Genomic DNA, 24,324 nt, shown 5'->3' on the forward strand with positions numbered 1-24,324 from the left:
CAAATAACTCACTATATTGATAAGCAAAAGCCACAATAATTATTGTGGCTTTTATCTATTATGGCGCTTGTTTATAATTGTTCTGATAGCCAAGTTTTATTTATAATCACGCTTATAAAACCGTGCAAAAAACCGATAACGGCGTAGGGCGCGTGGTTTAGGCTTTAGCGAACCCAAATAAATGGCAAACATCGTGAGTAACGCACCGCTCCATTGTAGGGTATTGATGGGCTTATCAAGCCAAGTATAATCAATTACCAATGCCGCAACCGGCTCGGTCAATAATAGCAATCCAGTTAATGCTAAAGACAGCTTGGGAATAGAGTAGGCGATAAGCCCCCATGCTAGGCACTGCATGACCGTACCATAAATCAATATCCAGCCAATATCAGACCAGCTATTAGGCAGTATATTACCCATATCAAAGACAAACATTGGCACAATCATTGCCAGTCCGCCCCCAATACTAATCAGCTGCATAAGCATGAATATCGGCGTCGGCTCAGTATCATGGGTCTTACGTATAAAGGTCATTGATGCTGCGAGCATAGCCCCTGACACGATACCAGTAATAAATCCCCAAGTAGCGGCCTTATTTTGGGCAAATTCTGGGCTACCGATCATTGCCACACCCAACATTGCCAAGACCAAGCTGACAAGCTGTAATATAGATTGGCGCTCGTTAAAGTATAGAAAGCCAATGGCTGCCAAAAAGAAAATCTGTAAGCTGTTTAGTAAGGTTGAAATGCCGGGACCCACCGCATAGATACTCTCGTGCCACAGTGCCAAATCCAAACCTAAAAATGCACCCGATAATAAGCCATAAAAAACAGCACGTTTTGAGCGCGGTAGCCGTTGCCCAGTCATTTTTGCTAATACCGCAAACACCACGCCTGAAATAGCCAAGCGCCAAAAAGCCATTGCCCAGCCACCGATGTCAACATGAGCGACGATTAAACTTCCCAAACCAAAGATCACACAGCCAATGAGCAAGCCAGTAGCAGCGGAGCGTGAAGAGGCAATAGCCATATATTATCCTTATATCATGACAACTTTTATTTCAATTATTGCGTACTAAAGACATCATCTTTACCACAAGCCGTATTGTCGATGTTTTGAGCTAAAATTGAAATGGTTTGATATTATTTATTTTTATTTTATAGTGGTATTTTATGACTTTAGAGAATATGAACTTTCTAAGGTTTCATCTAAAGTATAAAGACAAGCTACTGCCAATTAATATACTTACAGGAATATCATTGGCGTTTTTACTGCGATTTGTTACCCTCATTTCTACTTTTATATTGTAATATCATCAGCTTAAAAAACTAATACCCTTAAAATATCTCATTTAAATTGCCTTAACCGCCATCATTACTTTAGCTTAGGTTTGCTTATGCTCCAACGTACCTTATCAAAACGATCACTGTTATTAACGACATCTGAAAATCAGTCATCCCTAATAAAGCGCTGTGCTCTGACAATTGGTATGTTAACAACCGCGTTATTTGTCATACCGAGCGCGCAAGCTGCCAGCTGTAAAATCCCTAAGAGTTATTATAAGAACGTCTCTTGTACGGCGAGTAGTGGTTATTTCTTAGCGGTGAAAGACTTTGGCGCACCTGTAGCCCTTATCGATAAGCAAGGTAAAAGCCTTGTTGATTTAACGCGCTATCAAAAAGTGGATGCAGATAAAATATCAGCAGGTCTATTGCCTGTCATGCGTAATAGTCATGTCGGTTATCTGAATATGCAAGGTCGTGAAGTGATTCCTGTGATGTACAATGTGCTAAATGACGGTCAAGGTTGGGCGCGTCCGGTATCTGAAGGGCGTATCGTGGTCAAGCAGGGTGGTCACTATGGCGTCATCGATACGGCAAATAGGACTATTGTCCCATTTTCAGCAGCGATTAGTGATATTGATGATTACCGAGGCGGTATGGCTCGTGTACGTAAAAACAAAGCGATAAGCTGGCTTGATAAAGAGGGCAATATTAAGAACACCAATATTCAAAGTACTAATACTCAAAATGCCGGTGTCAAAAAAGATAATAGTAAAAGTAATGACGGTAAGAGTGCCAAAAACAGCCGTGTAAATGACCGAACCGCTGCCAGTAAATCAGAAGTTAAACCGAGTGCTCGCGCAAATAGCACACAGAAAAATTCAGCCTCCATACCAATTAATCGCTTTACCACGCTGCAGCCGCGTCAACAAGACGGTAGATGGGGATTTGTTGATGATAATAATGTCACTATGATTACGTATTCTTTCGACGAAGTACGTCCATTCTCGGAAGGGCTAGCGGGCGTGCGCATTGATGCAGAGTGGGGCTTTATCAATCTTGGCGGCGAGCTTGTGATACCTTTTAACTTTAAGGATTTTGACGGCTCTAATAACTTTAACGATTCCAATAATAAGAGCCTCAGTCTTGATAGCCGCTATAAGGACAAACCTTCTTTTGTGTTTGTAGCGGATAAGGCTTGGATTGGCAGCTTAGAAAACGGCACTAAGATGTGTATTGACAAAGAAGGCGCGGCTGTCGCCTGTGATTAAATCCTAACAGCATATTTTATTTTGACCAAAAAAAGAACCTATAGCGATACATGATTGCTACAGGCTCTTTTTTGTAGCCGGAAAAATTCACAAGCTAAATCATTAAAACTATTTTTCTAATAAGTGATTGCTAATTAAATCAACCATATATGGCTGGTAGTACTCAGGAATGTCATGCGCCATGCCTTCAATCAAATGAAATTTGGCATTAGGGATGGTTTTGGCAACCACGCGACCTTGTGAGGCAGGAATTAAGCCATCAGCGCTGCCATGTAATACGATAGTAGGTGCTTTGACTTGTTTGCTAAATCGACTGATAGAACCTGATGCCAAGATAGCATTGAGCTGCTGCACCGTACCGAGCGGATGAAAGTTACGCTGATACCGTATCTTGGCAATATCACGTACCATGCGCACATTTACATGCCCTGGCGTGCCAACAGTCTTCATAAACCAAACGCTATGGCGCACGATATCACGCTCAGAGTGGCTCTCAGGGCGATTAATCAGCGTATATAGCTGTCTAGGCTTTGGTGGTTTTAAAAAGGCACGGTTGGTGGTGGTAAACATCAATGCCATCCGCTGTACTAGGCTTGGATAACGTGCCGCTACGATTTGGGCAATCATGCCACCCATAGAAGCACCCAGCAAATGTGTTTTGCCAAGCTGCAAAGCCTTGATTAAACGCGCCGTATCTTCTGCCATGTCGGTTAAATTGTAGGCAACCTGTGCACCTTTATTAGACAGTCCCGTTTGCAGGCGCATCATCATTTTAAGCTGACTAATACGCGGTAGACCATCGATTTGTACTTTAGAGGACAAACCGATATCACGATTGTCAAAACGAATCACAAAAAAACCAGCATCAATAAGGCGCTTAATAAAATGATTTGGCCAAAATATCATTTGCGAGCCAAGTCCCATAATCATAAGCAGTGGCGGATGATTAGGATTACCACCAGCTTCAACACACAGCTCAATACCGTCGCCGATATCTATCATGGCTTGATAAAGATGCTCACTGAGGTCTGATGCGCCCCACAGGTGCTCACCCAGTTTTTGCCATTCAGGCGTCGGGTAACTTGAGCTGCTATCCAATGAATCAGGCAATTTAGCAGCATTATCAATGTTGTTTTTTTCTGTCATGAACGGTCCTATCTAAAAGGTCATTGGCTTAAAGTTCTAGCATCTCAAAATCAAGCTTGCCAACGCCGCATTCTGGGCATGTCCAATCATCAGGGATATCATCCCATTTGGTGCCCGGTGCGATACCTTCTTCAGGGCAGCCCAGTGCTTCATCATATATCCAGCCGCAGACAATACATTCATAACGTTTCATAAAGAGTCCTATCGATTATTACCAGTGTTACCATACGTTTTTAAGGTGATATTGATGGCATATCAAGAATGATTACCGTCAATATCTAGACTGTAAAAACGCAGCTAGTTTAGCATATAACCGTTGTTTTCATAGTTAAGTTTACACTTGTATATTGAGATTGATAAACGTTTATCAAGTCACTATGCCTGATTTTATTGACTTAATAAGTGGTGTTTTCCCCATTGCCGCGCAATATTAAAGGCAATTATGCTATAATAACCGCCGTTAATTTTCTGATGCATAGATTATTTGCTATTGTTACATCATTATCTAAGTTATAGACGTTAAGGGTTATTATGAGCGCAAACACCGCTGTTACAGCAGTTGATACTGCAATCGAGTCATCGAATACGCTCAATACCGATCATCCATTTTGGAACATCATTCGCACAGTACCAGACTTCCCTAAAGTCGGCATTGATTTTTATGATATTAGACCGTTACTACGCAGTCACATTAATGAAGTCATTGATGCACTGCTGTCTGTCCTACCTGAAGGCATAATGGATGAGGTGGATTGTTTGGGTGCTGTTGAAGCCCGTGGATTCGTGTTTGCAAGTTTGCTGGCAGGACGTCTGGGTAAAGGTATGATTTTGCTACGTAAACCCGGCAAGTTACCACCGCCTGTTGCCAATAAAGCCTACGCGTTAGAGTACGGTAAAGATACTCTTGAGATGCAAAATAATCTGCCACCAGAGCGCGTGCTATTGGTTGATGATATCTTGGCAACGGGCGGCACACTGACCACTGCTTATGAGCTATGTCAATCAGCCGATCATACGGTCGTTGGTGCATTAGTATTATTAGATTTGGTGGATTTACATGGCGATTTTCCAGTGCCTATTTATACGGTATTAAAGGAGTAAATGACGGGCATTTTTACTTATAGTGGGTAAAAATAAAAAGTAATATCGATACATTATGTACTGCTGGTATTAATTTTTCTTGCTTACTATGCCCATGCAGATAGAGGCTGCAAAAAATTAACCCCAGTAGTTCTGTACCCTTTTAAAAGTGGACTGACTACAAGATTTTATTCGTTAAATATAAATGATGACGACAAAAAAGCGCGCTGAATACGTTCAGCGCGCTTTTTTAATGATGCTTTTTTAGATTGCCTTTGCCTATTTTATTTGTGCTATTTGGCTTGTTCGTGGTTTTTGCACGCTTGCTCGACTAGCATACGACTGACCGTTTTTGGGGCAGTAATTTTAAAATCTTTGGTAGTCAGGAGGGGTTTTTCTGATTGCCAAGACTTTATTACTTTGTCGTCAGCGGTATAATAAACGTATGCCCGTCTGTAATAGCTGGCGTCCTTACAAGAGATAAGCCATTGCTGGTCGCTATGATGAATACCGCTTTCTTTACTATCACTCGTTGTACTTTTTAATGCAGGGTAGGTTCTACGAATGGAGACGGTAATATTTTCGACCCGCTTTTCATCAAGGATATTGATGTCAGAGCGTTCGATAGAATCCAAATCTAAGCTAAAAATGGAACCGGTCTGACTTTCTGTTACTTTTGACCAGTTTACTGCATGAGCACCAATCGCAAGCGTACTGCTTGCTAATATCACTGCTAGCCGTTTCATAATTAAGCCTTGCTTGTAGTCATTTTAGGTCGCTCATAATAGCCAACTTACTATGAGCAGGCAAATTTCTTTTATTACCTGCTGCGTATACCTATGTAATATTTCTACTGTTTTATAGTGCTTTAGTAAGTAACTCTCAAGCCAGATAGGCTTGGTTATACACTCATATTAATCATATATATATAGCTTAGCTGCGCATACTCGCTAACATATGAGCAAGCTCATCACGCGCACCAATAAAGCCGTCAATGCCTTTTGGTAAAAGATCTTGAGTAATGGTATCTTGTTGATAAGCGCTACTGAATTCTTCAGCGCTTAAGCTCACTCGCGTCATATCTGTCATGTCCATCGACATGCTTTCTGATAATTGACGTGTAACCTCGATATCCATTGCTGCTAGCTCATCAATGAGGTCAGGTGCAATGGTCAATAAATCACAGCCTGCCAGCGCCAATATTTGCTCAGTTGAGCGGAAACTTGCGCCCATTACCTGCGTTTTATAGCCATGCTGCTTGTAGTATTGATAAATGAGCTTAACCGATTGTACGCCCATGTCATCAGAGACAGGTATGTTTTGACGGTTTTGCTGGCGTTTTTGCCAATCCAAAATACGTCCAACAAAAGGGGATATCAAGGTCACACCAGCATCGGCACAAGCGATGGCTTGATGTTGCCCAAAGAGCAAGGTGAGATTGCAGTGTATACCTTGAGTTTCAAGGTAGCGTGCCGCCTCAATACCTTGCCAAGTCGCCGCCATCTTGATCAACACACGCTCTGAGTCGATACCTGCTTTTTGATAGGCTTCCATAAATGCCAATGCCTTATCAATGGTCGCTTGTGTGTCATAGGACAAGCGAGCGTCGACCTCAGTTGAGACACGTCCTTCAATTGAAGATAAAATATTACAGCCGATCTGAATGGTTAGCTCATCAATGACCGCATCGATATCATCTCGATGGCGGCTCATGGTTTCTGATAATACCGCTTCATTATCAGGATGGATCAGTGCTTTGGTAATTAGACTTGGATTGGTGGTCGCATCGATAGGTTTTAGACGCTCAATGGCGGCAAGATCGCCTGTATCAGCGACAATGGTAGTCATAGTGCGAAGCTGTTGTAATGCGCTCATCAGATATCCTTGGTATTATTCATTAATGGTGTTATTTTCTTATGGATGGTTGTGGTCTATTATGGATAAAATCCTCTGTCCGTTTAAACTGTAACATAGATTTAGGCACATGTTACCTGATAGTTTTAGCAGGCTAAGCCCGTATATCGCTTAACTATGCTAAGATTTATAGCGATTTGCCACTTTACGCTCATTTACGAATGGGCACTGTCCGTAGTTTTTGTTATAGTAGAGCCGGTCAGTGGTTGAGCTTTACGAATACTACGAACTTTACCAAGAACATAGTGCTGCTTTAAAAAACCAATAATGATAAATTGGTGATATAAGAGCAAAAATATTTATGTTCTTTAAAAAGTCTTCATGTCTTTTAACGAAGTATTTATGGTCATCATTGACAAGTAGTTATACCTAACAGTAATAAAATCTAAAAAGGATGGGCGGTAATGAGTGAGCAGTCACCAGAACAAAACAATGATAATCTAAACCAAACCACCGCAAGCATCAGTACTACCGCAACGGATAAAGAGTTTTTGAATACATTGCGCGGCAGTATCGATGCGGTAGACTGCGAAATTCAGACGCTGATTAACAATCGTGCCAAATTGGCTCAGCAAGTGGCAAGCGTGAAAAAGAACCACATTGCCAATGATTCTGCTGCTGAAAATGCCAACCCTATCTTTTATCGTCCAGAGCGTGAGGCGCAAGTGCTAAAAGCCGTCATGGAGCGTAATGAAGGACCTATTGCTGATGAAAAAATGGCACGCTTGTTTCGAGAGATTATGTCGGTATGCCTTGATTTAGAAGCGCCGCAGCGTATTGCTTTTTTGGGTCCACTGGGCACTTTTACTCATGCGGCTGCATTAAAGCACTTTGGTAAAGCGGCGGATACTGTACCGCTGAATACCATTACTGATGTGTTTCGTGAAGTTGAAGCGGGCACCGCAATGTATGGCGTTGTGCCCGTTGAAAACTCATCTGAAGGCGTAGTCAACCATACGCTAGATGGCTTTTTATCTTCTACACTAAAGATAATTGGTGAAGTCGAGCTGCCGATTCATCAAAACTTTTTGGTCGCTGAACATACCAAACTTGATGGGTTAAGCCGTATTTACTCGCACCAGCAATCATTGGCGCAGTGTCGTCATTGGCTTGATGTGAATTATCCCAATGTCGAGCGTGTTGCGGTATCGAGTAATGGTGAAGCGGCACGTCGCTTGAAGAACGAGTGGCACTCGGCAGCGATTGCGGGTGACGTGGCAGCAGCAGAATATGATTTGCATAAGCTTTATTCAAATATCGAAGACAATCCAAGCAATACGACCCGTTTCTTGATTATTGGTCATGAAGCAATTGCACCATCAGGTCAAGATAAAACCTCAATTATGGTTTCAGCGCATGACAAAGCGGGCGCTCTGATCGAAATATTAAAGCCTTTGTCGTATCATGGCGTGTCTATGACCAGCATTGAAACGCGGCCTGAGCGTCCTAATAAATGGGCTTACGTCTTCTTTATTGATATGAATGGGCACATTGAAGACCCAAATGTGAGCGCTGCTATCGCTGATATTCGTCCATTGGTCAAAGACTTACGTGTCTTAGGCTCTTATCCAAAAGCAGTACTATAAATTTACTGGTTTCTATGAGTTATTGTTTTATTAGTATTAGCCGCAAGCGTTTATAAATTGCCTTGTCATAAATAGCGGTCACCAGTGACATTAATGGGCTTAGCCAATGATAGGTGCGTTATCACATCTAAGGATTAATCATGCAGTCTGCGCAATCGACAGAGTCAAATTTATTACCGCTCGTACCTGCTTACGAGAGTATTTTGGCGTTGGCACCGTATCAAACTGGCAAGCCTATTGAAGAGCTAACGCGAGAGTATGGCGTCTCAGATGTGGTAAAAATTGCCAGTAATGAGAATCCGATCGGCTGCTCGCCGCACGTCACGCTAGCGATTACTGAGCAGCTAGGTCAGCTGTCACGTTATCCTGATGGCAATGGTTATTATCTAAAGCAAGCATTGGCTGATTTTAATGATGTCAATGCTGATCAGATTACTTTGGGCAATGGCTCTGATGATTTGCTCGATATCTTGGCGCGTAGTTTTGTAGGTGCAGATGATGCAATCGTTTATAGCCAGTATGCCTTTGTGGTCTATTCGATGCTCGCTAAAATGCAGGGTGCTATGGATGTTGAAGTGCCTGCTCAGCGCTTTGGTCATGACCTAAAAGCCATGAGCCGAGCGGTTCAGGATAACTCTAATACCAAAATCGTCTTTATTGCCAATCCGAACAATCCAACCGGTACACAGCTTGAACATGCTGAGCTAAGAGAGTTTGTCGCTAGTGTGCCAAGCTCAGTACTGGTGGTGTTAGATGAAGCTTATATTGAATATAGCCCTGAGAGCAATAATCGGGCGCTGTTAGATGAATTTGATAATGTGGTTATTGTTCGCACCTTTTCTAAAGCCTATGGGCTGGCAGGTCTGCGTGTTGGCTATGCGTTAAGCTCGGTAGCTGTGGCAGATTTACTCAATCGCATTCGTCAGCCATTTAATGTGAGCCGCATTGGACTGGCAGCAGCGGCAGCGGCACTTGCGGATCAAGACTTTATTGAAAAAACTCGTCTGATGAATAACGAGCAAATGCGTTGGTTGGAAAAACAGCTTGATGCCCTAGGACTGGGCTTTATAAAGTCACATGCCAACTTTATTATGGTCGAAATAGAAGTTGAGATGGAAGACACAAACGCTGCTGTTATTTATCAGGCATTGCTTGAGCAAGGCGTTATTGTGCGACAACTAGAGGTTTATGGTTTGCATAATTGGTTGCGTATTAGTGTAGGGGTCGCAGAAGATAATATGCGTCTGATTGATACTTTGCGCTCTATTTTGACCGATGATTAAATCAATAACTAATAAGTAATTTAATAAGCAACCTAATAATTAAAACAATATGCAAAAAATAAATCACGCCGTAAATCTTCAAACAGCAACTAAACTGACTCCATCCTCTACGCAGCCGCTATTCCAGCAAGTGTGTGTGATAGGTTTGGGTTTAATTGGTGCAAGTCTTGCGCAAGCGATTAAAGACAATGGTTTAGCTGAGCGTATCGTTGCAGTCGATAGACACGAGCCAAGTCTAGAGGAAGCTATTCAACACGGTTTATTAGACGCTGGTAGCTCAGTACTTAATGACGTGATATCTAATAGTGACTTGATAGTGATTGCGGTACCAGTACAAGCGGCACAAGCGGTATTTATAGATATCAAAAATGCAATGGATAGTGGTCTACTTGCTATTGATTGTATTATTACCGATGTATGCAGTACCAAAGTTAATATTATTGATGCTGCCAAGACTGTGTTCGAGACATTGCCTGTCGGGCTTGTGCCTGCACATCCAATTGCTGGTGCCGAAAATTCAGGGTATCATGCTCGCCGCGCTACATTGTTTGTCAATCATAGCGTTATTGTCTGTGAGCTCCAAACGACTAGCCATATAGCAATTGCCAAGCTAAGCCAGTTATGGGAAGCAGTGGGTGCAAGCGTCATGCCGATGGATGCCGCTCATCATGATTCTATATTGGCACATACCAGTCATTTACCGCATTTGCTCGCCTTTAATTTGGTCGAACAGCTGGCAAGCCATGATGATAATTTAGATATTTTCCGCTATGCCGCAGGTGGTTTTCGTGATTTTACCCGCATTGCTGCCAGCGACCCTAAAATGTGGCATGATATATTTTTTGCCAACCAAAACGCGATTGTAAGCGCTCTTGATGAGTACAGCGTTTATTTAAATGATATTCGTCAGCTTATCATTGATAAAGATTCAACCGCCCTGATGGGACTTTTGGGCCGCGCGCAAGCCGCACGGCGACATTTTGGCCATATGTTAGCCAGCACCCCTTATACGGATACTTCTGCCATGTCAGCTTCTTATAATATCACCCCAAGCAACACCGTCTCTGGCACTATTGCCATTCCTGGGGATAAGTCTATCTCTCACCGTAGTATCATGCTTGGCAGCCTTGCTACTGGCGTAACTAAAGTGACTGGATTTTTGGAAGGGGAAGATGCGCTTGCCACTTTGCAAGCGTTTCGCGATATGGGCGTGACCATTGAAGGTCCTGATAATGGCAATTTAACCATTCATGGCGTTGGTATGAATGGCTTAAAGCCAAGCAAAACACCTTTATATATGGGCAATTCTGGCACCAGTATGCGTCTGCTTTCAGGCATCTTAGCAGCGCAAGCATTTGATAGCGTATTGACGGGTGACACTAGCCTAAATAAGCGTCCAATGGAGCGTGTGGCAGCACCATTACGTGAGATGGGTGCGGTGATTCAAAGCACTGGTCAAAAAGGTACAGCGCCACTGAGTATTACTGGTCGAGATAGTGTTGGCAAACCTCTACAAGGGGCTGAATACGATATGCCAGTTGCTTCTGCACAGATTAAATCTTGCTTATTGCTGGCTGGACTTTGGGCGGAAGGCATCACGACCGTTACTCAACCTGAAGTTAGCCGCGATCATACCGAGCGTATGCTTTCAGCTTTTGGTTATCCAGTCACTGTCGATGGCAATCGTATCAGTGTTGAAGGCGGCGGCACGCTCACAGGCGGTAATATCGCAGTACCTGCTGATATCTCATCGGCCGCATTCTTTATGGTGGCTGCGGCCATCAGCCAAGGTAGCGAATTGACTTTGAAGCAAGTCGGTATCAATCCTACGCGTACCGGCATTATTGATATTCTTAAGCTGATGCAAGCGGATATTAGCTTAAGTAATGAGACTCATGTTGGCGGCGAGCCAGTAGCGGATATTACTATTCGAAGCTCAAACTTGGTCGGTATTGAAATACCAGAGTATCTAGTACCACTTGCCATTGACGAATTTCCTGTATTATTTATCGCAGCCAGCTGTGCCCAAGGTCGTACCGTTTTGACCGGTGCAAAAGAGCTGCGTGTCAAAGAATCAGATCGTATTGCAGTAATGGCAGAAGGCTTGCAGACATTAGGCGTTGACTGTACCGTTACTGAAGATGGTTTGATTATTGAAGGTAAAGGGGTGGTCGGTCAGAGTAATGAGGTGAATAATAGCCAAGCGGTATTTGGTGGTGGACATATTGTCTCGCATCATGACCACCGTATTGCTATGAGTTTTGCAGTTGCAAGTTTACGCGCCTCTAAGCAGATTACCATTGAAGGCGTTGAAACCGTCAATACCAGCTTCCCAGGATTTGCAGAACTTGCCAACCAAATTGGCATGTCTATTGACGTTGTAAGTGCTTAACGCAATAACTTTAATTTGAGCCAATGATAATAGCTTAGGAATAAAATGAGCTATTAATTTTATTGTTGATTTTATTATTTTAATTATGGTTTTCGGCAGCAATGAGTTGATACGATTTCTAGTATCAACTCATTGCTTTTTACCTTTTATTCTATCTGTAGTGACCCTGTACTCTTAACACCAAATTACCATCAATGATAATAATTGGGTGAGGGTGCGCTTTGCTCTAAAAAGTTGTCCTATCTTATGACTACCCAAAATGTCATCAAAAAACCTGCTGCTCCCATTAAAACGACCAGACGTGGTATTGTCACCGCGCTGATAGCTTTTTCTATCTGGGGCGCTTTTCCTTTATACTTTAAGCAATTATCGGACTATAATGCCACTGAAATCATTGGTCACCGTATTGTTTGGACCTTTGCTTGTCTTTTAGTTGTGTTAGTAGTGACCAAGCGTTGGCAGTGGATTGACACGCTAAAGAAAAACCCGAGGTGGATAGCCTATACCTTTGTGTCAGGTATTATCATCGCGATCAACTGGCTCACTTATGTATGGGCAGTTAACAACAACCAGATTTTAGAGGCTAGTTTGGGGTACTTTATTGGACCACTGGTTGGCGTAGGGTTGTCGATGCTACTGTTCAAAGAGCGCCTGCGTACTTTACAATGGGTGGCAATTGGTTTTGCGCTATTATCAGTCGTTATTCAAGTTGTCATGCTGGGTAGTCTGCCGTGGGTATCGTTAATATTGGCGTTTAGCTTTAGTACTTACGGTACCATTCAGCGCCAAACCCCTCTGACAGCAGTCGATGCAATGTTTGTCGAGACAGCAATGCTACTGCCTATTTTTATCGCATGGTTCTGGCAGTCTGATGTGGCGAGTAGTAATATCAGCTTTTGGTTTACGCCTTCTATTTGGCTGCTTATGTTGGCAGGACCTATTACTTTGATACCGCTATTGATGTTTAACAAATCCACCAAGCTGGTCGCTTATAGTATCCTCAGTTTTATGAATTATCTGACGCCGACCTTTATTTTCTTCTTGGCTGTATTCTATTACAATGAGCCTTTTGATTTACATCGTTTGGCAGTCTTTGGTTTAATTTGGCTGGGTCTGCTATTATTCAGTATCGATTTATGGCGTCATCGCCCAAGTAAGCAGCTAAAAGCAGCACGCCTACGTGAAGAAGCATTATCTTCTAAATAAATCATCAAATTAAAATAGATAGTAAAAATATCATTAACAAGGATGCTTGTATGTTTCATACCCAGTCTGATGTCGTATTTGTAAAAGGCTTAAAAGTAGAGGCAGTCATTGGTGTTTATGAATGGGAGCGCGCTATTACGCAGCCACTATTAATAGACATCGCAATGGAAACTGATATCAGCCGCGCTGCGGTGTCAGATGATGTAAACGATGCGCTAAATTACAAAGAAGTCTGTGATGATGTCAGTGCGTGGTGCCAAGCTATTAAAGCAAAGCTGCTTGAACATCTCGCTGGGCAAATCGCTGATAAATTGCTCGAAAAATATAGCTGCGATAAAATTTCCTTAAGTATTGCTAAGCCTACCGCTATTCAACAAGCAGATGCAGTTGGTGTCCAAATCACCCGCTATGCCAAAGCCGTATCTAGCGTATCTACCAATCAAGCTAATACTAGCTTATCTGATGATGCATAAAGCCTTGGTTGATTTAGTTGAATCACTGATAAGCTGCGATCCTGAAACGCTGCAAGCACAGCCTGTAAAAGCTGTGCTACTGGCCTTAGGTAGCAACCATGATGCGCAGATACACTTACCGCGTGTCCGAGAGCGATTGACAAGTATTGGTGCTATAACACTCTCAACAGCCTTTCAAAATCCTGACTTCACTGCCACTATAGAATTACCAAAACCTGATTATACCAATCAGTGCATTTACTTGTCTTTGGCAAAGCCTGTAACCTTGCAGCAGCTACAACAATCTTTTAAACAGTTTGAGTGCGATTGTCAAAGACAGCGTTTAAAAGAATCATCCACAAGTATAAAACAAGTCACGATGGATATTGATATATTGCTTGTTAAATTGGATAAAGATAATAGCCTAAGCAAAAATAATGATTCTGAATGGATAATAATGGCAAATCGCTATCCATTTAAAGCGCATGAGAGAGCAGGGATAAAAGAATTGGTAGCAGGGATAGATAGCTGACAGTTGTAAAACGAAAAATCTAAGCTAAGCTTAATACTAAACTCAGCCCAAGAATAAAAGGTTATTGCGATTCAGTACCTATCTCATTCATGTCACTTTTGCCAATCACGTCTAGATCTTCTAAGCATAATTTGTCATATTCTTTTTTGCAAAAGTTAGGATCGATTTTGCACATGGCAGTTTGTAGTTGATCTAAGCGATTTTCTGATTGTTGAATATGTTCAAGCATTTTAGCAAAGGCTTCAGCAACAGGGTCTTGTGACATGGGATCAATGCCATAAGCTTGAAAAGTGGTTTCGCGCGCTGTGTGATTCGTTGGTTTTTTATCTGCAGGGTTCTCGGTAGAAGCAGCTTGTACCGCTTTTTCTTGTTGATTTGCATCATTGACTTTGGTCGTAATAGGGTTGCCTTTTTCGTCATGATGCTCTGATATCATACGAGCAGCATTACCGACCATGGTTGCGCCTGCTGGCACTGCTTTAACCACGACAGCATTTGAGCCAATTTTAGCGCCTTTACCAACAGTGAATGGTCCTAATACTTTAGCACCGGCACCGACGATGACGCCATCTTCCAAAGTAGGGTGGCGTTTGCCATTATTCCAAGAAACGCCGCCAAGCGTGACGCCATGATAAAGAGTCACATCATTACCAATCTCTGCTGTCTCGCCAATGACGATACCCATGCCATGGTCAATAAAAAACCGACGACCGATCTTAGCAGCAGGATGAATCTCGATACCAGTGATGATACGCGAGCCATAAGAAATCACTCGAGCCGCAAGCTTTTGCTCATTTTGCCAAAGACAATGCGCGCCGCGATGTAGAATAAGCGCGTGGATGCCAGGGTAAGTTAATATTACCTCTAGACTATTACGCGCAGCAGGGTCGCGATTGAATACCGCATCGATATCTTCTTTTAGGTCTCTTTTGATGCGGACGAGCGATTTGAATAAAGCAGTTGGCAATGACATAAATCGTCCTATCGTATTTTTGGTTACAATCTCTTTAGTTATAGCAGTTTTATAGCAAAAAATATAGCAATGTACTTTAAATAAAAAATCGTCTGTAGATAAAACGCCAATAATTAGCGCTTCATCTCCAGACGATTACTCTTATCCTTTAGCTATTACAGACAATATATTTGAGCAATTCAACAATCTGCTCAGGCGTTTGGGCCCATGCCATTGCCGCGGCATCCACTTCTTTTAGCGGATGAATAATATCCTCAGCATGCAATGTGATATACGGTTTGCCCAACGCGGCGCAATAACCGGCATCGAATGCGGCGTTCCACTGCTTATATTTATCACCGAAACGAATAATAGCAATGTCACACTTTTGGATCATATTTTTGGTGCGAATAGCATTAACTTTGGATGATTTATGATCGCGCCAGAATCCATTGTCATCTTTACCGAGTACATCACCTGCCGCATCGCTGGCTTCATGCTCAGTGACTGCTGAGATAAAGGTAATGTCTAAACCCTGTTCTTTCGCGCCTTGCATAATTTTCTGTCGCCAGTCAGTGTGTATTTCTCCGGATAAGTAAACAGTCCAATTCATCGTAAATCCCTTTTTATTGTTAAATGATATGACTACCTGTACTACTAATAATGCCAATAGTGGCAAGAAAATTAACTTATTAAATGTTAGTCTTTTAAAAGTTTTGCTAGCAGAGCACTGAGTAATTGATACTCTTTTTGGTCGAGTTGAATACGTGAACCGAGTCTAGATAAGCGTGATGGCAGCGATTTTAAGTTTACACTATCTGCCAGTTTGTGTTGAACCATCAATGCAGTGGTACGCTCAGTAAGCAGTTGCAATTGCTGTTGAGTAATCGCTGGCTCATCCCATTGCTGGCGCATATAGGTATTAAGCATCCCTTGTTCAGTCGTCTCTAGTTCAAGCGTCTCTAGATTGTCAGTTACCTGTGCTATATCATTAACTTCGCTGTCAGCTTGGATATGAGTTTGTGCATAAGCATAAATAAAGCTCGCGATCACTTGCACGGCTGAAGCAACATTGAGCACTGGATAAGCAGGATTGGCATCGATTTGAACATGATAGTCAGCATAAGCCAATTCTTCATTGGTCAAGCCGCGATCTTCACGCCCAAACAGGATGGCAATATTGGGCGCTGTATTTATACCATCTTGCCCATTAACTTTGCTTTGTTTGTCAATAAAGTCCAACATGATTTTGGCAGCTTGTGTCGGCGTGACCACAGGACGCGGCAAATGACGGCTACGACTACTGGCCGCAAATACCAACTGGCAATCAGCGATAGCAGACTCAAGCGTTGGTGCGATGATTGCTGATGATAGCAAATCACTGCCACCAGCAGCATGAGAGACGCTAGTGTCATCAATCGGTAATTTTGGATCAACCACCGTCAATCTCGATAAGCCCATGGTGTGCATGGCGCGTGCTGCTGAACCAATATTGGCAGGCAATGTCGTATTGACCATCACTACTTGAACACAAGACAAATAATTGCTGACGTTTGGTACTGCTGTTGCTAAAGATGAGGGTGCATTGTTACTCATTATTGTCCTAGTCGCTGGTTGATGTCTTGCTCAGTAAGTTGCAATGCAACGGCGATGTCCTCGATAAGAGGGGCTTGTTCGCTGATAAGACGCTCACGGCAAAGCTCTTGCAATTGACTGCCAAGACGCGTCATTTGGGTTGCGCCCAAATTGACACTGGCTCCTTTTAGTGCATGAGCAAGCTCAAAGCCATTGGCATTATCTTCTTCTTGCTGAGCTTGTCTTAGTTTTGTGATACGGCGACGACAATCAGTAAAATAGACTTGTATCAAATCGACAAAGTCTTCTTCTAATAAGTCGCGCATATCTTCAAACTGCTCAGTATTGATAATCTCGTCATCAGTTATGGCGGTCATATCTTTGTTCGTAATAGTAGCCATAGTCATGTTCCAATAGGATTAAAGTTAGCGCAGAAAGAATTATTATAATAAATATTTTCCTACTAATGAATATGCTAACGATAATACATTCGTTAGCTGTAGTGAAAATGTAAGTTATCTTCGCTAATCATGCTTTTTAGCTGCTGTAAATTATCATCATTCGGATAAATGCGCCAATGCTCAGACAGTCCTACATTAGCAATGCCATATTCTTCATAAATACTGAGTCCAAGGGGTAGGCAATTATCTCTAATAGAGACGTCGGTGTTGCTCAAAGCGTTGTTGGCGTAGCTTTGGTTACTTAGGCTTGGGTCAGTGTCATTTGAATAAGCATCTTGTGCCATATTATTCTCTAATGCCAATAAATCATTACCATTTTCATCATATAGACTGCCACCCATTGAGGCATTGTAACCGCCAAAACTATTGTTATTAGTATTGTCGCTTTGCTCGTCTTGCTCATCGTTATAAGATATTTTTGGTACTGGAATCATGCTGACTTGTGCCGATTTCAGTAAAGGCTGCATGCGTGTCAGCAGCTCGATATCACTACCATGAATTTTAATACTGATTTTTTTGAGCCATCTTAGGCGAGCATCGACCATACTCATGGCATTATCAAGACGAGCAAATAAACGCCCGTCACGCTCACGGATGCTGCCTTTAATGATGACGACTTCATCTATTTTTAACTGTTCTTTGACACGGTTAAAGCGCTCAGCATAACAGCTGACCTCTAACCTTGATGTCCCATCGTCTAAGGTAATAACGTTACGAGTACCAAAGTTGGCGATATCAATGATAAGACCAGCAAAATAGCAGCTGCCGTTATAGCCCGTATCAGTCAATTTATCGAGACGAGCACCTGAGGTATAGCGTTTGAGCTCGTCTCGATATTCATCGATAGGATGTCCGGTCAAATAAAGCCCTAGAGTATTTTTCTCTGCTTTTAGGCGGTGTTTATCACCCCAAATTAGCTCTGGGGTCATCACCAACGGTGGCGCGGCGACGACACCATCCATTTCACCAAACAAATCCATCATACCTATTTCACGGTTTTGACGGTCTTGCTCAGCCGCCTGTACTGCACTTGGCAACTGACTCATTAATGCGCCGCGAATCTCGTAGGCTTCATCGGCTGGCAAGTCTGGACGTAAAGTCGCCGCAAAGTCATCAAAACAGCCAGCACTGACCAAGGCTTCAAGCGTGCGTTTATTGACCTTTTTGATATCAACGCGACGGCAAAAATCATATAGATCTTTAAAAGGTCCTTCACGTCTTCGTGCATCGACAATAGATTCAACCGCCCCTTCGCCCACACCTTTAATCGCCCCCAAACCATAAATGATATTGGTCGGGGTATCAGCGACGAAATGCCATTCACTGCGATTCACCGATGGATTAACGACGGTTAACTCAAAGTTTTCACGGCAGTCATTGATAAAGAACACGACGTTATCAGTGTTGTTCATATCTGAGGTCAATACCGCCGCCATAAACTCAGCAGGGTAGTACTGTTTTAGATACGCGGTCTGATAAGCAAGCACACCATAAGCGGCAGAATGCGAGCGGTTAAAACCATAACCGGCGAATTTTTCCATCAAGTCAAACACACCGCCCGAGGTAACTTCATCGATACCTTGTGCCGTAGCACCTGTGACGAAAATGTCGCGCTGCTTAGCCATCTCTTCAGGTTTCTTTTTACCCATGGCGCGGCGTAGCATATCTGCACCGCCCAAGCTATAGCCTGCCATCACCTGTGAGATTTGCATGACCTGTTCTTGGTAGACAATAACGCCATTGGTGTTTTCTAAAATTGGCTCAAGGTTGGGATGGTCATAAATGACTTCCTCACGACCATGCTTACGGTCGATATACATCTCTACCATGCCTGCATCGAGTGGACCCGGACGATAGAGCGCACACATGGCGATCACATCTTCAATGTTGGTCGGTTGTAATTTCGCGAGATATTTTTTCATACCCATACTTTCTAACTGAAAGACGGCAGTGGTCTTGGCATCTTGCAAGAGCTTGTAGGCTTTAGCATCATCTAACGGCAGGTCTTCTAACACCAAGGCATCTTTGCCTTCTTTTGCACGGCGCAGGTTGATATTTCTGACAGCAGCATCAATCACGGTCAAGTTACGTAGACCCAAAAAGTCAAACTTTACCAGCCCAACGGCTTCAACGTCATCTTTATCAAATTGGCTGACGCGGTGACCTTCATCATCACAATAAATGGCGCTAAAATCCGTGATTCTGTGCGGTGCAATCAATACGCCGCCGGCATGTTTACCCACGTTCCGGCAAATACCTTCAAGCTTGATAGCCATCTCCCATACTTCGATGGCATCTTCATAATCCATATTATCAGGATTGGAAATTAAGTCTTTGAGTTGTGGCTCTTGCTCAAGCGCTTGACTGAGTGTGATCCCCGGTGTTTTGGGAATAAGTTTCGACATTTTACTGGCAAGAAAATAGGATTTACTTTGCGCGCGCGCCACATCTCGTACCACTGCTTTTGCTGCCATGGTACCAAAAGTGATAATCTGCGAAACCGCTTCACGACCATAGGTTTGCGCCACATAATCAATGACCCGATCGCGACCTTCGATACAAAAGTCAATATCGAAATCGGGCATGGACACACGCTCAGGGTTTAAGAAGCGCTCAAATAATAAGTCGTAATGGATAGGGTCGAGGTCGGTAATGTTTAACGCATAAGCGACTAGCGAGCCTGCACCAGAACCACGACCGGGACCGACTGGTACGCCATTGGCTTTTGCCCAACGGATAAAGTCCATCACGATTAAGAAGTAACCGGGGAATCCCATTGATAAGATAACCTTGAGCTCATACTCTAAGCGGTCATCGTATCTTTGACGTATATCACTCCAATTATCACTGCGCGCGTCAACTGGAAAGAGCCTGTCTAAACGATTGTCAAGCCCACGCTGCGATTCTAAGCGAAAGAAAGATTCAGTGGTCTCGCCCTTAGGTACTGGAAACTCTGGTAGGACATTAATACCCAGCGTCAAGGTCACATTACAGCGAGTTGCTAAGCGCAAGGTATTATCAATCACCTGCGGAATATCAGCAAATAGCTGCTGCATCTGCGCTTGGGTCTTGAGGTACTGCTCATCTGAATAAGTTTGCGGACGATTTTGATCGGCAAGGACATAAGAGCCAGCAATACAAACCCGCGCTTCATGAGCATCGAAATCATCTTGTTCTAAAAACCGCACGTCATTATGAGCAATAATAGGAATGCTATGTTTGGCACCCGAGTGAATCGCTGCTTTAATAAAGGCATCTTCGCCAGTACGATTGGTGCGTTTAATCGCAAAGTATAAGCGATCATCAAATTGCGCTTGCCATTCTGTCAGGAGCTCATCGGCTTTTTCTGGCATTGAGCCAATCAATGCTTGCCCAACGTCTGACTTTTCAGTGAATAAGACAATGACACCTGCCGCATGCGCTAAAATATGGCTGCGTTTAATAACAGGAGTACCGTGATTAACAGGATCAGCACGTCCTTCGGTAAAGCCAAGCGATACGATACGAGTGATGTTTTGATAGCCTTCGTTGTTCATCGCCAATAAAGTTAAGCGCGTGTCTTCATTTTCCATGATGACTTCACTGCCGATAATGGGCTTGATACCCGCACCTAGGCAGGCACGATAAAACTTCACTGTGGCATACAGATTGGACAAATCGGTCAATGCCAGCGCGCGCTGATGGTCAGCCGCTGCAGCTTTCACTAGCGGCTTGATACGCACGATAGAATCAGTGATTGAATATTCGCTGTGGATGCCAAGGTGTACAAATGCCATAGAAGACTCTTACTAGTACGATCAAAAGCAATAAGCTATCGATAAAATAAAGGATTTGTATCCGTTATTTATATGGATGTTCAAAGGTAAATAAGACCTCGATAGCCATGTTGATACGTTTTAAATGGGGTCGTCAATAATAGCATTATTTGCCGTAGACAGCCACTGATTCAAGGGCATCAAATTGAATGGATTATTTTTGGTAATGGGTTTGATTATAGGAAAAAGCCTTCTATATCATAATGATGTAGAAGGCTCTGATAGGTGAAAGATTTACGACTATTTAGCTAATATTTAACGCTTATCATGTTTATCACTATAAGCTATCCAAAAGTCTGCGTTTTCAATGCCAGCTTTTCTAGGGTCAAAGACAGGGTCGAGTCCTAGCTTCATTTGCTCGTCGTAGTCTTTTAATACTTTTAATGCCGTTTTACTGAGTAATACGATTGCAATAAAGTTAAGGTAACACATGCTGCCGAAACCAATATCGCCTAATGCCCACATGACACCGACTGACTGCATACTTCCAGTGAAGCAAATGATTAAAAATACTACTTTTAATATAGGCTTTAGTACAGGATAGCGTAACTTGCTATCTAAATAGACGAGCGTGGTCTCAGCAATATAATAATAGGCAATCAAGCAGGTAAAGGCAAATAAGAAGATGGCGATAGCGACAAAGCCACTACCATATTGGCTAAATACCGTTGAGACTGCCGCTTGGGTAAACGCCGTTCCAGCTGCAATGCCTGGCATGTTTTCAACCAGTACTAAGCCTTCTGCGGGAATGACGTTGTACATGCCTGTCGATAAAATCATTAGGGCTGTTGCGGTACAGACCAGCACAGTGTCAACGTAGATAGAGAAACTTTGCACTAAACCTTGCTTGGCAGGATGTGAGACTTCTGCTGCCGCGGAGCTGAAAGTGGCTTCGCCTGCACCGGCAACGTTTGAGAATACCGCACGGCGCACACCCCAAGAGATTGCTAGACCGACAATACCGCCAAAGACGGCATCCATACCAAATGCACTTTTGAAGATAAGCGCGAACATGGCTGGTAGGTTTGAGGCGTTAAACACTAAGACGATGATCATCATCAAAACATAGCCGATCGCCATAACAGGCACGACCTTGCCAGCGAAGCTTGCAATACGTTTTATGCCACCAAATATGATAAATGCTAACAGCGCAACGATGATGAAACCAGTTGCGACAGGTGGTATGTTAAAAGCGGTATTAAAAGAATCGGCGATGGTGTTGGCCTGTACGCCTGGCACCAAAACACCATATGATAGGCAGGTAACAGCCGCAACGACAATGGCAAAAGGCTTCATTTTGAGCCCACGCTCGATATAAAAGGGTGAGCCGCCACGATACTGGTCATCAACGGTATGCTTATATACCTGTGCAAGTGTTGACTCGATAAAGGCACTGGCACCGCCAAGCAGACCCATGACTATCATCCAAAATACTGCGCCAGGTCCACCAGCTGCGATTGCAGTGGCAACCCCTGCAATGTTACCGACACCGATTCGGCCTGATAAGGCCATACTAAAGGCTTGGAAGGAGCTAATACCTTGGGTTGAGGTTTGTTTGTCAAATAATAGCTTGACCATCTCTTTGAGATAGCGGAACTGTACACCGCGAGTCATTACGGTAAAATAGATACCGACACCGAGTGCTAAATAAACTAATGCGTCGCTCCATATATAACCGACGATGGTATTAATAATCGCTTCCATGGCCTTACTTCCCTGTAAGTGTGTGACTAAAGTTTTAGATTATTTTGATAATACAAAATGCTGTCATATCAGAGCATTAGGTGATATGACAGACTAACTAGACCTACTAATTGACCAACCAAATGGTTTTGGTTTGTGCGTACTGTGATAGGGCTTCCAGCCCATTGTCGCGTCCACCAAATCCAGATTGCTTATAGCCGCCAAATGGCGTGGTGATATCCCCTTCTGAAAAACCATTAATTGAGACCGTGCCCGCTTTAATAGACGACGCCACACGATAAGCGCGCTTGATATTCTGTGTATAAAAAGAAGCGGCGAGTCCATAGTTGGTTTCATTGGCTAATTTGATGGCTTCTTCTTCCGTCTCAAAGCTTGTCACCGCCAGCAAAGGGCCAAAGACTTCTTCTTTAAATAAGGTCATGTCAGCGCTAACATCGTCAAATATCGTTGGCTCGATATACCAGCCACTGCCTAAATCTTCACGAATGTTGCCCCCTACAACGATCGTTGCGCCTTCCTCTTTAGCAATTCGCAGATAATGGCACACCTTGTCGAAATGTGCTTTTTCTATCATAGGGCCAATGGCAGTATCAGGGTTGTAAGGTGAGCCGACCTTCCAATCTTTTAAGCCATTTTTTAGCTGCTCAAGCAGCGCTTGTTTTTGACTGCTGTGGACTAACAAGCGCGAGCCGCAACTACAATTTTCACTCATATTCCAAAATGCGGCTGATAAGATGTCGTTAATGGCAGCATCATCGAGTACGGCATCGTCAAAGACTATTTGTGGGCTTTTACCGCCGCATTCTAAGACGATTTCTTTTAGATTGCTTTGTGCCGAATACTGTAAGAACAAACGTCCGACCTCAGTCGAGCCAGTGAACGAAACCATATCGATATCCATATGTTGGCCGAGTGCGGCACCGACATTTTCACCAAGGCCACAGACCATTTGCAGCGCTTCTCTGGGCACGCCAGCTTCATAGGCAAGCTCGGTTAAACGATAAGCCGATAGAGAGGTCAGCTCAGCAGGTTTAACAATAACGGAGTTGCCCATAATGAGAGCAGGGGCGACTTTCCAAGCGTACATTTGGGCTGGGAAGTTCCAAGGTAATACTGCACCAACGACACCAATGGGCTCTTGCACGATAAGTCCTAAAGCTGCGCTACCTGTCGGCGCGACTTTGCCAAATACCTTATCAGCGGCCTCGGCATACCATTCAAAAGTTTCAATAGTCGCTGGCATGTCAGTGTTTAAGCATTCGGTAATCGGCTTGCCCGCATCCACACAATCTAATGCTGCCAGCTCCTCGACGTGCTCATGCATGAGTGCACACCAGCGCTGCATAATAGCCTTGCGCTCAGCAGGAGCCAGACGACGCCATTCACCGTTTTCAAAAGCATCGCGAGCGACTTGCACGGCAGTACCGACATCATCGCTAGTACCTGAAGCAATCTGACCGATAATACTGTTATCAATCGGCGTGTAATTGTCCAAAGTAGCTTCTGATAAGCCATCTGCTGCTATTAAGTGACCCGCCCATAATTGCTGCTGTTTTGCTTTCTCAAATACTTGCTCTTTAGTGGCTTGTTCTTTAGTGCTCATTTTTCTAATCCTTGTCTGCTAAATTTGATGCCATCGATTCGAGATTTGAATACGGCATCAAATTTAGCG

General features: G+C 43.3%; 20 protein-coding genes. 8 read left to right on the forward strand and 12 right to left on the reverse strand.

Annotated elements, in window-relative coordinates:
• Positions 1-96 precede the first annotated feature (96 nt).
• Complete coding sequence (locus tag M0221_RS05940; RefSeq protein WP_011513531.1) at positions 97-1,029, reverse strand: DMT family transporter; 933 nt, start codon at positions 1,027-1,029, stop codon at positions 97-99.
• A 367-nt stretch (positions 1,030-1,396) separates the two neighbouring features.
• On the opposite strand from M0221_RS05940, the gene M0221_RS05945 reads away from it, so the two are divergent.
• Entirely contained in the window at positions 1,397-2,554 is a 1,158-nt protein-coding gene (locus tag M0221_RS05945) for a WG repeat-containing protein (RefSeq protein ID WP_483284681.1), read from the forward strand.
• Positions 2,555-2,662: 108 nt separating this feature from the next.
• Here the strand turns inward: M0221_RS05945 and M0221_RS05950 are convergent, their stop codons facing one another.
• Positions 2,663-3,700 carry an alpha/beta fold hydrolase gene (locus tag M0221_RS05950; protein WP_483284682.1) on the reverse strand — a complete coding sequence of 346 codons (1,038 nt, stop codon included), beginning with the start codon at positions 3,698-3,700 and terminating at the stop codon, positions 2,663-2,665.
• A 28-nt stretch (positions 3,701-3,728) separates the two neighbouring features.
• On the reverse strand, positions 3,729-3,893 hold the full coding sequence (locus M0221_RS05955) for a rubredoxin (RefSeq protein ID WP_011280463.1): 165 nt from the start codon (positions 3,891-3,893) through the stop codon (positions 3,729-3,731).
• A gap of 338 nt (positions 3,894-4,231) precedes the next feature.
• Here M0221_RS05955 and M0221_RS05960 point away from each other — a divergent pair, with 338 nt between their 5' ends.
• The gene (locus M0221_RS05960) at positions 4,232-4,801 is read left to right on the forward strand and encodes an adenine phosphoribosyltransferase (RefSeq protein WP_483284683.1); all 570 of its coding nucleotides are present in this window, start codon (positions 4,232-4,234) and stop codon (positions 4,799-4,801) included.
• A gap of 272 nt (positions 4,802-5,073) precedes the next feature.
• Here M0221_RS05960 and M0221_RS05965 read toward each other — a convergent pair whose 3' ends face one another.
• Both M0221_RS05965 and M0221_RS05970 read right to left on the reverse strand, forming a co-directional pair.
• Positions 5,074-5,526 carry a hypothetical protein gene (locus M0221_RS05965; RefSeq protein WP_483284684.1) on the reverse strand — a complete coding sequence of 151 codons (453 nt, stop codon included), beginning with the start codon at positions 5,524-5,526 and terminating at the stop codon, positions 5,074-5,076.
• A 187-nt stretch (positions 5,527-5,713) separates the two neighbouring features.
• Entirely contained in the window at positions 5,714-6,655 is a 942-nt protein-coding gene (locus M0221_RS05970; protein WP_263240037.1) for a transaldolase, read from the reverse strand.
• Positions 6,656-7,098: 443 nt separating this feature from the next.
• On the opposite strand from M0221_RS05970, the gene pheA reads away from it, so the two are divergent.
• The 6 genes from pheA (at position 7,099) to M0221_RS06000 (ending at position 14,145) form a co-directional block, all read left to right on the forward strand.
• Positions 7,099-8,280 (forward strand): prephenate dehydratase, encoded by a 1,182-nt coding sequence (gene pheA, locus M0221_RS05975; RefSeq protein ID WP_011513537.1) that lies wholly within the window; start codon positions 7,099-7,101, stop codon positions 8,278-8,280.
• Between the two features lie 140 nt (positions 8,281-8,420).
• A complete protein-coding gene (hisC, locus tag M0221_RS05980) occupies positions 8,421-9,563 on the forward strand; it encodes a histidinol-phosphate transaminase (protein ID WP_483284685.1) in 1,143 nt (380 codons plus the stop codon).
• Positions 9,564-9,612: 49 nt separating this feature from the next.
• Positions 9,613-11,955: a bifunctional prephenate dehydrogenase/3-phosphoshikimate 1-carboxyvinyltransferase gene (locus tag M0221_RS05985; protein ID WP_483284686.1), complete on the forward strand. Its 2,343-nt coding sequence runs from the start codon at positions 9,613-9,615 to the stop codon at positions 11,953-11,955.
• Between the two features lie 246 nt (positions 11,956-12,201).
• A complete protein-coding gene (gene rarD / locus M0221_RS05990) occupies positions 12,202-13,161 on the forward strand; it encodes an EamA family transporter RarD (protein ID WP_133104262.1) in 960 nt (319 codons plus the stop codon).
• A gap of 50 nt (positions 13,162-13,211) precedes the next feature.
• Entirely contained in the window at positions 13,212-13,634 is a 423-nt protein-coding gene (folB, locus tag M0221_RS05995) for a dihydroneopterin aldolase (protein WP_483284687.1), read from the forward strand.
• Positions 13,624-14,145 carry a 2-amino-4-hydroxy-6-hydroxymethyldihydropteridine diphosphokinase gene (locus M0221_RS06000; RefSeq protein ID WP_483284688.1) on the forward strand — a complete coding sequence of 174 codons (522 nt, stop codon included), beginning with the start codon at positions 13,624-13,626 and terminating at the stop codon, positions 14,143-14,145. Before folB ends, M0221_RS06000 begins: the two co-directional genes overlap by 11 nt.
• Before the next feature lie 61 nt (positions 14,146-14,206).
• On the opposite strand, the gene cysE is transcribed toward M0221_RS06000, so the two are convergent.
• The 7 genes from cysE to M0221_RS06035 all read right to left on the reverse strand — a co-directional run bounded on the left by cysE (position 14,207) and on the right by M0221_RS06035 (position 24,255).
• On the reverse strand, positions 14,207-15,118 hold the full coding sequence (gene cysE, locus M0221_RS06005; RefSeq protein WP_483284689.1) for a serine O-acetyltransferase: 912 nt from the start codon (positions 15,116-15,118) through the stop codon (positions 14,207-14,209).
• A 148-nt stretch (positions 15,119-15,266) separates the two neighbouring features.
• Complete coding sequence (locus tag M0221_RS06010; protein ID WP_483284690.1) at positions 15,267-15,710, reverse strand: YtoQ family protein; 444 nt, start codon at positions 15,708-15,710, stop codon at positions 15,267-15,269.
• Between the two features lie 86 nt (positions 15,711-15,796).
• On the reverse strand, positions 15,797-16,693 hold the full coding sequence (locus M0221_RS06015; RefSeq protein WP_483284691.1) for an RNA methyltransferase: 897 nt from the start codon (positions 16,691-16,693) through the stop codon (positions 15,797-15,799).
• Entirely contained in the window at positions 16,693-17,073 is a 381-nt protein-coding gene (locus tag M0221_RS06020) for an Hpt domain-containing protein (protein WP_483284692.1), read from the reverse strand. Before M0221_RS06020 ends, M0221_RS06015 begins: the two co-directional genes overlap by 1 nt.
• Positions 17,074-17,165: 92 nt before the next feature.
• Positions 17,166-20,909 (reverse strand): DNA polymerase III subunit alpha, encoded by a 3,744-nt coding sequence (gene dnaE, locus M0221_RS06025; protein ID WP_483284693.1) that lies wholly within the window; start codon positions 20,907-20,909, stop codon positions 17,166-17,168.
• A 294-nt stretch (positions 20,910-21,203) separates the two neighbouring features.
• The gene (locus M0221_RS06030; protein ID WP_483284694.1) at positions 21,204-22,652 is read right to left on the reverse strand and encodes an alanine/glycine:cation symporter family protein; all 1,449 of its coding nucleotides are present in this window, start codon (positions 22,650-22,652) and stop codon (positions 21,204-21,206) included.
• A 106-nt stretch (positions 22,653-22,758) separates the two neighbouring features.
• Positions 22,759-24,255: an aldehyde dehydrogenase gene (locus M0221_RS06035; protein ID WP_483284695.1), complete on the reverse strand. Its 1,497-nt coding sequence runs from the start codon at positions 24,253-24,255 to the stop codon at positions 22,759-22,761.
• Between the last annotated feature and the right edge of the window lie 69 nt (positions 24,256-24,324).

The organism is Psychrobacter sp. ANT206 (genome assembly GCF_056880555.1).

Bases quoted from the DNA above. Each gene is read 5' to 3' on its own strand.
- M0221_RS05940 (WP_011513531.1), bottom strand. From the start codon at position 1,029: ATGGCTATTGCCTCTTCACGCTCCGCTGCTACTGGCTTGCTCATTGGC.
- M0221_RS05945 (WP_483284681.1), top strand. From the start codon at position 1,397: ATGCTCCAACGTACCTTATCAAAACGATCACTGTTATTAACGACATCT.
- M0221_RS05950 (WP_483284682.1), bottom strand. From the start codon at position 3,700: ATGACAGAAAAAAACAACATTGATAATGCTGCTAAATTGCCTGATTCA.
- M0221_RS05955 (WP_011280463.1), bottom strand. From the start codon at position 3,893: ATGAAACGTTATGAATGTATTGTCTGCGGCTGGATATATGATGAAGCA.
- M0221_RS05960 (WP_483284683.1), top strand. From the start codon at position 4,232: ATGAGCGCAAACACCGCTGTTACAGCAGTTGATACTGCAATCGAGTCA.
- M0221_RS05965 (WP_483284684.1), bottom strand. From the start codon at position 5,526: ATGAAACGGCTAGCAGTGATATTAGCAAGCAGTACGCTTGCGATTGGT.
- M0221_RS05970 (WP_263240037.1), bottom strand. From the start codon at position 6,655: ATGAGCGCATTACAACAGCTTCGCACTATGACTACCATTGTCGCTGAT.
- pheA (WP_011513537.1), top strand. From the start codon at position 7,099: ATGAGTGAGCAGTCACCAGAACAAAACAATGATAATCTAAACCAAACC.
- hisC (WP_483284685.1), top strand. From the start codon at position 8,421: ATGCAGTCTGCGCAATCGACAGAGTCAAATTTATTACCGCTCGTACCT.
- M0221_RS05985 (WP_483284686.1), top strand. From the start codon at position 9,613: ATGCAAAAAATAAATCACGCCGTAAATCTTCAAACAGCAACTAAACTG.
- rarD (WP_133104262.1), top strand. From the start codon at position 12,202: ATGACTACCCAAAATGTCATCAAAAAACCTGCTGCTCCCATTAAAACG.
- folB (WP_483284687.1), top strand. From the start codon at position 13,212: ATGTTTCATACCCAGTCTGATGTCGTATTTGTAAAAGGCTTAAAAGTA.
- M0221_RS06000 (WP_483284688.1), top strand. From the start codon at position 13,624: ATGATGCATAAAGCCTTGGTTGATTTAGTTGAATCACTGATAAGCTGC.
- cysE (WP_483284689.1), bottom strand. From the start codon at position 15,118: ATGTCATTGCCAACTGCTTTATTCAAATCGCTCGTCCGCATCAAAAGA.
- M0221_RS06010 (WP_483284690.1), bottom strand. From the start codon at position 15,710: ATGAATTGGACTGTTTACTTATCCGGAGAAATACACACTGACTGGCGA.
- M0221_RS06015 (WP_483284691.1), bottom strand. From the start codon at position 16,693: ATGAGTAACAATGCACCCTCATCTTTAGCAACAGCAGTACCAAACGTC.
- M0221_RS06020 (WP_483284692.1), bottom strand. From the start codon at position 17,073: ATGGCTACTATTACGAACAAAGATATGACCGCCATAACTGATGACGAG.
- dnaE (WP_483284693.1), bottom strand. From the start codon at position 20,909: ATGGCATTTGTACACCTTGGCATCCACAGCGAATATTCAATCACTGAT.
- M0221_RS06030 (WP_483284694.1), bottom strand. From the start codon at position 22,652: ATGGAAGCGATTATTAATACCATCGTCGGTTATATATGGAGCGACGCA.
- M0221_RS06035 (WP_483284695.1), bottom strand. From the start codon at position 24,255: ATGAGCACTAAAGAACAAGCCACTAAAGAGCAAGTATTTGAGAAAGCA.